Source organism: Flavobacterium zhoui (assembly GCF_042787235.1).
Lineage (GTDB): Bacteria > Bacteroidota > Bacteroidia > Flavobacteriales > Flavobacteriaceae > Flavobacterium > Flavobacterium zhoui.
Map to the genome: position 1 here is coordinate 198,449 of NZ_JBHZPY010000003.1, position 13,356 is coordinate 211,804.

The window sequence follows — 13,356 nt, forward strand, 5'->3', positions numbered from 1 at the left end:
CGTTTATTGGATACGATAGGAAACCATAACACCACCTCGGTAAGGTAACCATTCGCCACTTTTATTCCAATGTTGAGCAGTCTCGTAGCGTTCTCCGGTACTTAAATAATAGCCATGGTAAAATCCCTGCTGGTTTCCACCTCCTAAAAAGCAATCTAATAGAAACTTATCATTTATTTTAGCTTGATATCCAATTGTGGCTCCTATAACGTAACCAAACCCCTTTTCATACATGTCAGTATTTAGATAGTTCCATTTTTGGAAATTAAATGCAGTTGCTCCTATGTGTGCTCCTACATAAAAACCGTTATATTTTTCTTTAAAATGGTAACGATATTCAGGAATAAAAATATAAAATTGAAGTGGCTTACCATCTACGGATTTCCAAGGTGAGGCTAAAAGATCTAATTGTAAAGTTGATTTTTTTCCAATACTAGTTTCAATACCTACATTTGGCACGCCCAATAAAGTAGTCAAAGCATTTACTTTTACATAGGTTTGACTTTGGGAATGGATAGAAAATAAAAAGATAGTAACTAATAATAAATTTTTCATAATGAAGGTTGAATAATGCTTTTTCAATGGTGTAACATTTTTTTGGTTGCAAATGTAAAGATTATTCTTTCAAATAGGTATTAATACGGTTTTTTGTAATAAATAATCTGTAATGATTTAGTAAAGATTCAAAGCGCTATTTATTCAAAATAGAATATATAACACTATCTAAAAAGCGTCCTTCGAAGAATTCATTTTCCTTAAAATGAGCTTCTTTAATAAAACCGCATTTTTGCAAAACTTTTTCTGATCCTTGATTTTCAGGGTCAATAACAGCTTCAATAGAATGCAGCTTCATTTCATTAAAACCATATTTTACCACTTCTTGAACGGCCTCTGTAATAATACCTTTTCCATTGTATTCCGGATGCAACATATAACCAATTTCCGCTCTGTGATGCTCAGGTTTAATTCTGTAATGACCTATAATCCCTATTAGCTTCGGATCATCTTTTAATGTAATTGCCCAATTGATTCCTTCATTAGTTTCAATTTTTGTATCAATCATTGCTATGTGTTCCAAAGCATCTTCAACCGTTTTTACTAATGGTCTTGGAATATATTTCATGGTTTCTCGATTAGAACGCAAAGCGAAAACTTCGTCTACATCATTCTCGTTGACTCTTCTCAACAGTAATCGTTCGGTTTCTAAAATGGGAAATGGAGTGAAATTTATAGTCAACATATCTTGTTAATTTATTTTAATAATTTATAGAACTTCAACACTAAATTCTGATCTGAAAGTTGCTTTTTCTTCAAGGACTTGAATCCCTTCCTTCTCAAAAAGATTTCCTGAATTCTCATTTGTATCTGAATAACCAAACCAGGGCTCTATGCAAAGAAATGGAGCATTCATTTTGGTCCAAATTCCTAAACTTGGGAAATCTTTGAAGTTTACTCTTAAAACCGGATTTCTATCTTCTAAAATAGTTAGTGACTTTGAGTTTAATGTTTTAAATATTAAAGCGTCATTTTTAAATAATTCATATGTCAACGGAATTTGTCCTTCTTGTGTTTCTAGTTTTTTTGTTTGATTTGAAATTAAATCATTTTCTAAAAGATAATACTCTAAAGATTCCTCTTTGTCAAATTGAATGGAATGATCTTCAAAATTTCCTGGTAAAGCAAAAGCGGGATGAGCCCCAATAGAAAAAGGCATCTTCGAATTGCCCTTGTTTATAACTTTATATTCAATGCTTAAATTATAATTATCTAAAGTATAAATGATTTGCAATTCAAATTCAAACGGATAAACTTTTACTGTTTCTTCAGATGAATGTATCGAGAAAGTAACAGAATTTTCTTTTTGATCGACTAATTTAAAATCCATATCACGTGCAAAACCATGTCGTGATAAATTATATACTTTTTCGTTATATTGATAAGAATTACTGTTTAACGTGCCAACAATTGGAAACAAAATAGGAGAGTGCTTGCCCCAAAATTCAGGATTTCCTTCCCAGATGTATTCTTTATTATCCTTGTTTTTCAGCGAACATAATTCCGCACCAAAGCTATTTATTGTAGCGGTTAAAAAGGCATTTTTAATTACTGTTTTCAAAGCCGTTTATGTTTAAATTTTAAAATGTAAATATATTTTAAAATTTGTTTAAAAATATAAATCAGGTAAAATCTATTTAAATTAAATAGCAATTGGCTTTTCAATAATTCTCTTTTCTTGTTATAATATGAGTTATTTTTTATTTTTTTATTATAATATTTATTTGATTGTAATTTGACTAAGATAACTCTCACGTTATCGAGAAGCAATAAATCTTCGATTAATATCAACAGAGAGTGTAACAAAAGGATTCACTTTTATACTTATCGGTAATCAAAAAAATAAAAAAATAAAAAATCAATCAAATTATGAAAAACAATTTCTTTAAAGCTACATTCTGTTTAGCTTTATTTTGTGGAGTTTCCTCGCTACAGGCTCAGGACACGAAAACAAACGTATCAAAGTACGACTATCATGATGCATTTGCACCAGGTTTTTATACTAAAAATGGAACAGAAACGCGTTCTGCAAGTGGCCAGCCCGGAGCAAAGTATTGGCAAAACAGAGCTGATTATCAGTTAACCGCAAATTTAAATGATAAAACCAGTGAAATCATTGGAACCGAAACGTTAAATTATACCAATAACAGCCCTGACAAATTAGCTTTTCTTTGGATGAACGTTGACCAAAATTTATTTAAAAAAGATTCTCGTGGAATTTCAGTTATCCCAGTAAGCGGAAGTCGTAATGGAGCTGACGGCGAAGATTTTGATGGAGGTCATAAAATCAAATCTATCAAAGTTATTGCAACTATAGGTGGGAAATCTGTTGAAAAGGAAGCGAAATTTACTATTGTTGATACTCGTATGCAAATTATTTTGCCACAAGAATTAAATGGTAATGGTACTTCAATTAAAGTAAAAATTGACTTTTCTTATATTTCTCCAAAATACGGTTCAGACAGAACAGGCGTTTTAGATACTAAAAACGGTAAAATTTTTACTATTGCGCAATGGTATCCAAGAATGTGTGTGTATGACGATGTAAAAGGATGGAACACGTTACCTTATTTAGGTGCAGGGGAGTTTTATTTAGAATATGGAGATTTTGATGTTTCGATTACAGCACCTGCAAATCATATTGTAGTTTGTTCAGGTGATTTACAAAACCCTTCAGAAGTTTATACTGCTGAACAGCAAAAACGTTGGGCTCAAGCTGCTGCAAGTGACAAAACGGTTATGATTCGTACTGCTGCGGAAGTTACCAATGCAAGCTCTAGACCAGCCGGAAAAGCTACATTAACTTGGAAGTTTAAAATTAAAAATTCCAGAGACGTTGCTTTTGCATCTTCTGCTGCTTTTATTATTGATGCTGCCAAAATTAATTTACCAAGCGGAAAAAAATCTATTGCCATCTCTGCTTATCCAGTAGAAAGTGAAGGTCAGGATGGGTATGGTCGTGCGACAGAATATACTAAAACATCAGTTGAAAATTATTCAAAACGTTGGTTTGAATTCCCTTATCCAGCAGCTACAAATGTTGCAGGTAACGAAGGCGGAATGGAATATCCTGGTATTGTTTTTTGTGGATGGGAATCTAAAAAAGGCGATTTATGGGGCGTAACAGATCACGAATTTGGTCACGGTTGGTTTCCTATGATTGTAGGTTCAAACGAAAGATTATTTGCTTGGATGGACGAAGGATTCAATACATTTATTAACTCATTGAGTTCAGTTGATTTTAATAATGGAGAATACAAACAACCAGCTTCAGATTTGCATCGTTCTTCAAACAGATTGACAAATCCTGATTTGGAGCCTGTTTTTTCTGCTCCAGATGGATTAAAAGAAGCTAACTTAGGTATCTTAGCATATTACAAACCAGCCTCAGGTCTTACAATGTTGCGTGAGCAAATTTTAGGAAAAGAACGTTTTGATTATGCTTTTAGAACGTATACTGAGCGTTGGGCTTTCAAACATCCAACACCAGATGACTTTTTCCGTACGATGGAAAATGTAGCCGGAGAAGATTTAAACTGGTTTTGGAGAGGCTGGATTATTAATAACTGGCGTTTTGATCAAGCAGTTTCTAAAGTGAAATATGTGAAAAATGATCCAACTAAAGGAGCTGTTATTACTATTGAGAATTTAGAAAAAATGCCTTTTCCTTCTATTTTAGACATTAAGTCTAAATCTGGTAAAGTTACTAGAGTGACTCTTCCTGTAGAAATTTGGGAACGCAATAAAAGCTGGTCATTCAAAACTACTATAAATGAAGAAATCGAATCTGTAACATTGGATCCAAATCACGTATTCCCGGATATAAATTCAGATAATGATACTTGGACTGCCGGAAAAGGAGAATTAGAGAAAGATGTAATCTTGGATGCTTACTTAGGTACATTTTCAAGTAAACAAATTCCAGTAAAAATTATTTTTTCTGAAGAGAAAGGTGCTTTAACAGGGAAATCTGAAGGTCAATCAAATTTAACTTTTACGCCTGCTGGAAAGGATAAATTCTCGGCTAATCAGGGTGGGTTTACCATTCAGTTTAATGAAAATAAAACTGAGTTTAATTTAGAAGTACCCGGTCAAAGTTTCTTATTCACAAGAGATAAATAATTTTTGAATACTCTATTAAAAAAACGCCAACTGTGAAGTTGGCGTTTTTTTATGCTTTATATTTAATCTAAATGCTTTATTTTTATTCTGGAATTTGTTGACTCAAACAATGTAATGTTCCAAAGCCCCATATGAAATCAGTAGCGCTAATGCCGATGATTTCTCTATCGGGAAAACATTCTGAAAGGATGTTTAAAGCTTTTCTGTCATTACTGTCGCTAAAAGTAGGAACCAAAACACAATTGTTCAAAATCAAAAAATTGGCATAACTGGCAGGCAATCTTAAACCGTCAAATTCCAACCGTTTTGGCATTGGCAAAGCAACAATTACAGGAGATTTTCCGTTTTCCAGTTTGGCATTTTGCAAGCGTTTTAAATTGTCTTGTAATGGTTTGTAGTTATTATCCGTTGGATCTGTTTCTACAATAGTCACAATAGTATCTTCGTTTACAAATCGGCATAAATCATCGATATGTCCATGGGTATCATCACCTTCGATTCCGTCGCCTAACCAAATCACATTCGTAATTCCAAGATATTCCTTGAAAACCGCTTCGTAATCTGCTTTGGTGAAATTTGGATTTCGAACCTGAATATCAGGATGCATCAAACATTCTTCCGAAGTCAGTAAAGTTCCTCTTCCGTTGCTGTCAATGGCTCCACCTTCTACAATTACCGGTTTTCCTTTGTATAGTACTTGAGTAACGGGAATATTTAGAAATTCGCCCACTTTCGCAGGAACAAATTTATCTAATTGAATGTTTTTATATTTCGCCCAACCATTAAAATTAAAGTTCAAAGCTTCTCTTTCGGCACCGTTTTTAACGATAATTGGACCCGAATCACGCATCCAACTTCTATTGGTTTTATGAATGATATAAGAAATATTTGCTAGTTCAACATCAGCTGTTTCCAGCATGGCATTGACTTTCTCTTTTTGGGTTTCATTGGCAACCACTAAAAATACGGGCTCGAAAGTGGCTACTTTTTTGATGAATTCTACAAAAGCCCATTGAACGGCCTCGTATTTTCCTGGCCAATCCTTACCGTTATGTGGAAAACAAAGTAAAATACCTTGTTGTTTTTCCCACTCAGCAGGAAATCTTCTATTGTTGGTCGTACTCATAATTAGTCGATTGCTCTTTTTGTAATATCACCAAAAGCGTCAATTCTTCTGTCTCTGAAAAACGGCCAATTTTGACGTACATTTTCCTGTAAATCTAAATCTACTTCGGCAATCAGAATTTCTTCTTTGTCGTGTGAGGCTTGCGCCAAAATTTCGCCTTGTGGTCCCGCGATAAACGAAGATCCCCAAAACTGGATTCCTGCCGTATCAGGCAAGTATTGTTCTAAACCGATTCTATTTGCTGCAGCAACATATACGCCATTTGCAACCGCATGTCCCTTCATAACACTCATCCAAGCGCCATGTTGGTTTACACCATATTCGTCTTTTTCTGCTGGATGCCAGCCAATTGCTGTTGGGTAAAACAACACTTCAGCACCTTGTAAAGCCGTCAAACGAGCTGCTTCAGGATACCATTGATCCCAACAAATTAGTGTCCCAATTTTTCCTTTTTGAGTCGGAATCGTTTTGAAACCCAAATCACCAGGGGTGAAATAGAATTTTTCATAAAAATGAGGATCGTCCGGAATGTGCATTTTACGATACAATCCAGCTTCTGAACCATCCGTGTCAATTATATAAGCGCTGTTATGGTAAATTCCTGCCATTCTTTTTTCGAAGAAAGGAACAATAATTACCACGCCTAACTCTTTTGCCAAAGCGCTAAAAGCAATAAACGAAGTGCTGTACAATGGTTCTGCCAAAGCAAAATTATCTACATCTTCACTTTGACAAAAATAATGACTGCTGTGTAATTCCGGTAATGAAATAACTTCGGCACCAAGGTTGGCGGCATCACGAACCCAACTGATACATTTTTTCAGGTTGTTTTCGGCAATATCATTAAGATTCAGTTGAATGACCGCTATTTTATATTTCTTATTTGGCATGACTAAAATTTTAGACTGCAAAAATAGTGAATTTTATAAAGAGTAGAAAATAGGGGCAACGCGTTTTTTAGGTTTTAAATTGTCTGTAGGTTTATTGTATTGAATTTTCACGAATTAAGCTAGAGAAAAAATTAATATAAAATTGGCATTAAAAAAATTAGGAGGTTTTATTTTTGTATCTTATTTTATAGTTGATAAAACTGGTTAAGTTTTTGCTTTGTTGTTATAATGTAATTTACAATTAATTTAATTTTTACAACTATGACAGAAGAATTCAAAATAATCGATAAAGAAGACATCGCTCTTCTTAAATTCCCACAAACAGATGTTCTTGACGATGTTGACGAAATAAAAACTAGAATAAGTGAAATCAATAGGGCTTTATCATTGGGTAATTTAGAGCATTCAAAAATTAAAATTTTATTTGAAGATACCGAATCCAAAAAAATGGTAGACACTACAGTTTGGGGTGTTACAGACAAAAATGTGATGCTAAAGCAAGGTGTGATGATTCCAATTCACAGAATCTATAAGTTGTTTTAGTGTCCTAATTGCCTGTGAAGGAAAAGTCATTTTTTTTTACAGGTTATTATTCCTCTGTTAGGTATAAGTTTGCTATTTCTTCAATGAAATTTTCGGGACGAGAACCCACTAAATTTGTCAAAATCACTATTGAAACATTATCTTTTGGATAAATGTACAGGGCATTTCTATTACCACCTAACGAAGCAATTACTGGTTTTTTAACTCTTGAAGAAGAATAAAAACCAATCGAACTTTGATTCAGAAAACCGTTTTTTTGATATATTTCTCCATTACCTAATCGTATTGGAGTCCAAAGCGTATTAAGATTTTCGGCATTAATTAATTGATTACTTTGTAATGCGATTACCCATTTTGCCATTTCAGTTGCCGTTGAATAGATTCCGCCGGCTGGATACAAATTTGAAGGTATCGGTTGATACACATTGGTTAGAACATTATTTCTAAAATAAGAATAGGGCTTTGCAGAGTGCTTAATTATGTTGTAAAAATCTCCAATCCCAGCTTTGATGGAATTCTTCATTCCCGCTTTTCTATACTGGTTTTCTGTAATGAATTTTTCAAATGACTGTCCACTTATTTTTTCAATAAGCATTCCAAGGAGCAGGTAATTCGCTTGACTGTCTCTGAATTCTTTTCCAGGTTTAAAAATAAGAGGCAATTCTTTTATTTTTTGGAATAAAGTTTCACTATTTTCGGAGAACATATTTCCTTGTGAATCCCAAATTTCAGGAAGTCCCGATTGATGAGTTACTATTTGTTTTACGGTAATATTTTGCCAAGTTTTAGGCAGCTTATCCAAATATTTTGAAATAGGTTCGTCAAGATTTAATTTGCCATTTTCGACTAATTGCATAATCGCAACTCCTGTAAATACTTTAGTAATAGAATTAATGCTAAAAATAGTTTGGCTATCAACCGCAATTGAATCTTCAACAGATACTAATCCGTAATGACTTGTTTTAACAATCACATTATCTTTAATTATGGCTAATTGCAAACCAACAATTCTATTTTTTTGCATCAGGTCTTTTATCGCAACATCAACTTTTTCAGCTTGAGAATAAGTTATATTGCAAACAGTAAAATAGGCAAGGAGAAGCATTATTTTTTTATATTTTGTTGGTTTGTTTTGTTGGTTTATTTTGTTGGTTTTAAATAGTCTATGGATATTTTTTGGTACACCATCAATGTCACCGTATTCTAATCCAACAATTCTATAAATTAATTCAATAGACTGTTTTAGAAGTATAACATAGGCATCCATAAATTTATCTTCATTGTCAAATTTTTCAATTTCAGCATTGGAGTATTTCGGTAATATTTTTTTGATTTCGTTCACGTCTTTTTAAAATGTATTACATTGTGGCAAAAAAGTGCTTCTATCTACCCTTTTTTAGATGATTTTAATTACAAACCAATATAGAAATAATATTTTTATTACAAATCATCGAAGAACTTTTTATTCTTTGGCTATTTTTGAAAAGTGTGTGACAATTTATTTCACTAAAAGTAGGATTTGTTATTTTTGTCTTTTTCTTTTGATTTTAGGAAAATAAAAAGTCTAAAATAGCCCCGATGGGAGCAAGTATCCTTTTTATAAATGTAGCCCGATAGGGTTGCGTTTATAAAAAGATATAGCGGACAGCGGGACAACTCGTGTTGAAAAATTAGAATAGTTCTGCTCCTAAAAAAAGGCATAAAAAAACACCAGCCTTTCGACTGATGTTCTCCTTGTTTTTAAATTATGTATACGACTAAAGTGTATTGAATTGCTGCTTACTTTTTGCCAATGATCTTTTTGAACAGGGTTACAATTCCCAAAACAATTCCACCGATTATAAGTCCGATTATAAATTCGGTTACAATGGAAGGTAACTGCGGTAATACATCATGTAAAAAATCAATGTTATGCACAAATATACCACCTGCTACTAAGATTAAGGCGATAGTGCCTATAGCGGATAGACTTTTGATGACTTTTGGCAGTGCTTGTACCAGAATAGTACCGATCGTTTTTGTAAAACTTTTTTCTTTGGAACTCAGTTGAATAAGTTTTAAACCTGCTTCATCCATTCTTACAATTAGGGCTACAATCCCGTAAACGCCTACCGTTGCTATTATTGCAATGATGGAAACAACAAGAATTTGTGATAAAATGGGTTTCCCAATTACGGTGCCCAGTGCAATAATTACAATCTCTACTGATAAAATAAAATCGGTTACGATGGCTGATTTTATTTTTCCCTTTTCAAAAGCTAATATTTGTTCTTCGGTCATCGGTTCCATTAAAATTTCGTGCTTTGCATGCTCGTGCGGAAAGAAGTATTCGTATATTTTTTCGGCACCTTCGTAGGCTAAATAAAGTCCGCCTAGCACTAAGATTATTATAACAGCAATCGGTAAAAAAGCACTCAACAGAAAGGCGATGGGTAAAATGATTACTTTATTAAGGAAAGAACCTTTTGCAATTGCCCACAATACAGGAAGTTCTCTTGACGAAATAAATCCGGAAGCTTTTTCGGCATTTACGGCTAAATCATCGCCTAAAATACCTGCCGTTTTTTTGGCTGCAATTTTACTCATTACTGCAACATCATCCATGATTGCTGCGATATCATCTAATAGTGCGAAAAAACCTGATGCCATTTTGATTGTTTTTTAAACTGCGTTGATTTTGGTATTGCTTTACCAAAATTTAAGCTGCGTGTTTTGTTAATTCCTGCGAAGCTAAAACTTTTTTTATTTACTCTATTTATTTAATGGGTGAATTTTTAGTTAATATTCACACAAAATCTTTCTACATTATTGGTGCTGTTTTTATTTACTTTTGAAATAAAAATAATTATGGGATTCAAACATGTATTTAAAGCCAAATTAGATTGGCTTTTTTCCAAAAAGGAAGCGACGACATATACTAAAAGTCATACCATAACTATTGACGGTAAGGCTGCTCTACATGTTTCGGCTGCTAAAGCTTTCAAAGGAGATCCTGCTTTGTACAATCCTGAAGACCTGTTATTGAGCAGTGTGGTTTCCTGTCACATGATGTCTTACTTATATGTTTGTAAACAAAATGGCATCGATGTGGTGTCTTATACAGACGAAGCAGAGGCAACTCTGGAGGTCTTGGCCGACGGTAGCGGACGTTTTATTGAAATTAAACTCAATCCTAAAGTTCGTATTAGTAATAAAGAAAAAGTAGAGGAGGCACTTAGCTTGCATAAAAAAGCAAACCAACTTTGTTTTATAGCCAATTCGTGTAATTTTCCCATTCTGCATTTTCCAACTTGTGAAATTGCGGCCGCAAATTAAAGTTGGAACGCATTTTTACTTTTTTTTGGGATACTAATTATGAATAGCAATTAAATCAGCCGGTTTGTTCCTAAAAAAATGAGATGGCATAAAAAAACACCAGCCTTTCGACCAGTGTTTTCATAAGTTTAAATATTCTCGATTCTTAAGAAACTAATTCGCTTTGATTTCTAAAAACTAATTTTCCATCAAATGCATCGATTAGAACAATGCTGTCTGTAGTTATTTTTCCAGATAGAATTTCTTTGGACAATTCATTGAGTACATCTCTTTGAATGACACGTTTTACCGGTCTGGCTCCAAATTGCGGATCATATCCTTTCTCAGCTAAATAGGCGACAGCTTCTGGAGTGGCGTCCATAGTGATGCCTTGGAGCGCTAGCATTTTTGTCACGCTTTTCAGTTGTAAACCAACGATTTTTGTAATGTTTTCATTGGTTAACGGCGTAAACATTACAATCTCATCAATACGATTTATGAATTCCGGACGCACCGTTTGTTTCAATAGTCCAAGAACTTCCACTTTTGCAGCTTCGGTTGCGGCTTCTACGCTTCCATTTAAGTTGTCAAATTTCTCTTGAATAATCTGGCTTCCCATATTAGAAGTCATGATGATAATCGTGTTTTTAAAATCGGCTAAACGGCCTTTGTTATCTGTCAAACGTCCTTCATCCAAAACTTGAAGCAAGATATTAAACGTATCAGGATGCGCTTTTTCAATTTCATCCAATAAAATTACGGAATACGGTTTTCTACGAACGGCTTCTGTCAATTGTCCGCCTTCTTCATAACCCACATATCCAGGAGGCGCACCCACTAAGCGGCTTACGCTGTGTCGCTCCTGGTATTCGCTCATATCAATACGAGTCATTGCATTTTCATCGTCAAATAAATATTCTGCTAAGGCTTTTGCCAATTCGGTTTTGCCGACTCCCGTAGTTCCGAGGAAAAGGAATGTTCCCACTGGTTTTTTCATATCCTGAAGTCCGGCACGGCTTCTTCTAACCGCATCACTCACGGCCTGAATGGCTTCTTCCTGTCCTACGACTCTTTGATGCAATTCATCTTCCAGTTTCAGTAGTTTTTCTCGTTCGCCCTGAAGCATTTTCATTACTGGGATTCCGGTCCATTTGGCCACGACTTCGGCAATGTCTTCACGGGTAACTTCTTCTTTTATAAGGGAAGTTCCTCCAGTCTGATCTTGGGCCAATTGTTTTTGAAATGCATCCAATCGTTCCTGGGCTTCTTTGATTTTACCGTAACGAATTTCAGCTACTTTGCCGTAATCACCATCACGTTCGGCACGCTCGGCTTCGTGTTTGAAATCTTCAATTTCTGTTTTTACTGCTTGAATGTTATCAACTACATCTTTCTCTGATTTCCATTTGGCGTAGATTTCGTTTCTTTCTTCTTTGAGATTAGCCAAATCCATTCCTAAAACTTTGAGTTTGCTTTCGTCCTTTTCTCTTTTAATGGCTTCAATTTCGATTTCCAATTGCATTACTTTTCGATCCAAGACATCGAGTTCTTCTGGTTTTGAATTGATTTCCATGCGTATTTTTGAAGCTGCCTCATCCATTAAATCAATGGCTTTATCTGGAAGAAAACGATTGGTAATATAGCGTTGTGATAATTCGACAGCTGCAATAATAGCATCATCTTTTATCTGAACTTTATGGTGTGTTTCGTATTTTTCCTTGATACCACGTAAAATCGAAATGGCGCTTTCCGTATTCGGTTCTTCGATCATTATTTTTTGGAAACGTCTTTCAAGTGCTTTGTCTTTCTCAAAGTATTTTTGATATTCGTCTAATGTTGTCGCACCAATAGCACGAAGTTCTCCACGAGCTAAGGCAGGTTTCAGAATGTTAGCCGCATCCATAGCGCCTTCGCCACCTCCGGCACCCACTAAAGTATGGATTTCATCAATGAATAAAACAATATCACCTTCGGCAGAAGTAACTTCTTTCACCACGGATTTCAAGCGCTCTTCAAATTCTCCTTTGTATTTGGCACCGGCAATTAATGCTCCCATATCAAGAGAATAAACAATTTTATCTTTTAGGTTTTCAGGAACGTCTCCATCTACGATTCTATGTGCTAAACCTTCAGCGATAGCAGTTTTCCCCACTCCAGGTTCTCCCACGAGCATTGGGTTGTTTTTAGTTCTTCGGGTTAAAATCTGCAATACCCTACGAATTTCCTCGTCACGACCAATAACCGGATCCAGTTTTCCAGACCTGGCAAGTTCGTTAAGATTTTTGGCATATTTATTTAATGAATTATAGGTTTCTTCGGCAGAGGCAGATGTTACTCTTTCTCCTTTTCGCAATTCTTCTATTGCGGCTTTCAATCCTTTTCCGGTTACGCCTTGGTCTTTTAGGATTTGGGCAGCCTTAGTTTTTGAATCAAAAATCGCCAAAATCAGATGCTCCACGGAAACGAATTCATCGTTCATTTTTTGTGCAATAATTTCTGCTTCGTTCAAAGTTGTGTTAGCGGTTCTGGAAAGCATTATTTCGCCACCGGAAACTTTCGGGAAACTCTGAATCGTGCTGTCTAATATTTGAAGAAATAGCGGAACATTTACATTTAATTTTTTCAAAATAAAAGGAGCTACATTTTCATCGACTTCAAAAATTGCCTTGAAAATATGTTCGTTTTCAATTTGCTGCTGGCCTAAAGTTTGAACCAATTGCTGTGAAAGCTGAATGGCCTCCTGTGATTTGATGGTGAATTTATTTATGTTCATGACTTTATATTGTTTATGTTATTTACCTAACTTTGCGAATCAATATTCAATAT

Annotated in this window: 11 protein-coding genes; 3 read left to right on the forward strand and 8 right to left on the reverse strand. The window is 34.7% G+C overall.

The window, feature by feature from the left end:
* Positions 1–3: 3 nt before the first annotated feature.
* The 3 genes from ACFX5F_RS05605 to ACFX5F_RS05615 all read right to left on the reverse strand — a co-directional run bounded on the left by ACFX5F_RS05605 (position 4) and on the right by ACFX5F_RS05615 (position 2,116).
* Positions 4–555 (reverse strand): DUF3575 domain-containing protein, encoded by a 552-nt coding sequence (locus ACFX5F_RS05605; protein WP_073206281.1) that lies wholly within the window; start codon positions 553–555, stop codon positions 4–6.
* Between the two features lie 136 nt (positions 556–691).
* Positions 692–1,240 carry a GNAT family N-acetyltransferase gene (locus tag ACFX5F_RS05610; RefSeq protein ID WP_073206278.1) on the reverse strand — a complete coding sequence of 183 codons (549 nt, stop codon included), beginning with the start codon at positions 1,238–1,240 and terminating at the stop codon, positions 692–694.
* Positions 1,241–1,264: 24 nt separating this feature from the next.
* Entirely contained in the window at positions 1,265–2,116 is an 852-nt protein-coding gene (locus tag ACFX5F_RS05615) for an aldose 1-epimerase family protein (protein WP_379850724.1), read from the reverse strand.
* Positions 2,117–2,424: 308 nt separating this feature from the next.
* On the opposite strand from ACFX5F_RS05615, the gene ACFX5F_RS05620 reads away from it, so the two are divergent.
* Positions 2,425–4,677 (forward strand): M1 family metallopeptidase, encoded by a 2,253-nt coding sequence (locus ACFX5F_RS05620; protein ID WP_379850726.1) that lies wholly within the window; start codon positions 2,425–2,427, stop codon positions 4,675–4,677.
* Between the two features lie 82 nt (positions 4,678–4,759).
* Here the strand turns inward: ACFX5F_RS05620 and ACFX5F_RS05625 are convergent, their stop codons facing one another.
* Positions 4,760–5,803 (reverse strand): agmatine deiminase family protein, encoded by a 1,044-nt coding sequence (locus ACFX5F_RS05625; protein WP_379850728.1) that lies wholly within the window; start codon positions 5,801–5,803, stop codon positions 4,760–4,762.
* Positions 5,804–5,805: 2 nt separating this feature from the next.
* The gene (locus ACFX5F_RS05630; protein ID WP_379850730.1) at positions 5,806–6,693 is read right to left on the reverse strand and encodes a carbon-nitrogen hydrolase; all 888 of its coding nucleotides are present in this window, start codon (positions 6,691–6,693) and stop codon (positions 5,806–5,808) included.
* Positions 6,694–6,954: 261 nt separating this feature from the next.
* Between ACFX5F_RS05630 and ACFX5F_RS05635 the strand changes: the two genes are divergently transcribed.
* Positions 6,955–7,236, forward strand: a complete 282-nt coding sequence (locus ACFX5F_RS05635; RefSeq protein WP_379850732.1) for a hypothetical protein — start codon at positions 6,955–6,957, stop codon at positions 7,234–7,236.
* A gap of 46 nt (positions 7,237–7,282) precedes the next feature.
* Here the strand turns inward: ACFX5F_RS05635 and ACFX5F_RS05640 are convergent, their stop codons facing one another.
* Both ACFX5F_RS05640 and ACFX5F_RS05645 read right to left on the reverse strand, forming a co-directional pair.
* A complete protein-coding gene (locus ACFX5F_RS05640; RefSeq protein ID WP_379850734.1) occupies positions 7,283–8,578 on the reverse strand; it encodes a serine hydrolase domain-containing protein in 1,296 nt (431 codons plus the stop codon).
* Between the two features lie 437 nt (positions 8,579–9,015).
* Positions 9,016–9,885, reverse strand: a complete 870-nt coding sequence (locus ACFX5F_RS05645; protein WP_379850736.1) for a DUF808 domain-containing protein — start codon at positions 9,883–9,885, stop codon at positions 9,016–9,018.
* A 198-nt stretch (positions 9,886–10,083) separates the two neighbouring features.
* Between ACFX5F_RS05645 and ACFX5F_RS05650 the strand changes: the two genes are divergently transcribed.
* Positions 10,084–10,551: an OsmC family protein gene (locus tag ACFX5F_RS05650; protein WP_379850738.1), complete on the forward strand. Its 468-nt coding sequence runs from the start codon at positions 10,084–10,086 to the stop codon at positions 10,549–10,551.
* 145 nt (positions 10,552–10,696) lie between these two features.
* Here ACFX5F_RS05650 and clpB read toward each other — a convergent pair whose 3' ends face one another.
* Positions 10,697–13,303 carry an ATP-dependent chaperone ClpB gene (gene clpB / locus ACFX5F_RS05655; RefSeq protein WP_379850740.1) on the reverse strand — a complete coding sequence of 869 codons (2,607 nt, stop codon included), beginning with the start codon at positions 13,301–13,303 and terminating at the stop codon, positions 10,697–10,699.
* Between the last annotated feature and the right edge of the window lie 53 nt (positions 13,304–13,356).

What these genes read in the sequence shown, in the direction of transcription:
- ACFX5F_RS05605 (WP_073206281.1), bottom strand. Translation starts at nt 555, where the DNA reads ATGAAAAATTTATTATTAGTTACTATCTTTTTATTTTCTATCCATTCC.
- ACFX5F_RS05610 (WP_073206278.1), bottom strand. Translation starts at nt 1,240, where the DNA reads ATGTTGACTATAAATTTCACTCCATTTCCCATTTTAGAAACCGAACGA.
- ACFX5F_RS05620 (WP_379850726.1), top strand. Translation starts at nt 2,425, where the DNA reads ATGAAAAACAATTTCTTTAAAGCTACATTCTGTTTAGCTTTATTTTGT.
- ACFX5F_RS05625 (WP_379850728.1), bottom strand. Translation starts at nt 5,803, where the DNA reads ATGAGTACGACCAACAATAGAAGATTTCCTGCTGAGTGGGAAAAACAA.
- ACFX5F_RS05630 (WP_379850730.1), bottom strand. Translation starts at nt 6,693, where the DNA reads ATGCCAAATAAGAAATATAAAATAGCGGTCATTCAACTGAATCTTAAT.
- ACFX5F_RS05635 (WP_379850732.1), top strand. Translation starts at nt 6,955, where the DNA reads ATGACAGAAGAATTCAAAATAATCGATAAAGAAGACATCGCTCTTCTT.
- ACFX5F_RS05645 (WP_379850736.1), bottom strand. Translation starts at nt 9,885, where the DNA reads ATGGCATCAGGTTTTTTCGCACTATTAGATGATATCGCAGCAATCATG.
- ACFX5F_RS05650 (WP_379850738.1), top strand. Translation starts at nt 10,084, where the DNA reads ATGGGATTCAAACATGTATTTAAAGCCAAATTAGATTGGCTTTTTTCC.
- clpB (WP_379850740.1), bottom strand. Translation starts at nt 13,303, where the DNA reads ATGAACATAAATAAATTCACCATCAAATCACAGGAGGCCATTCAGCTT.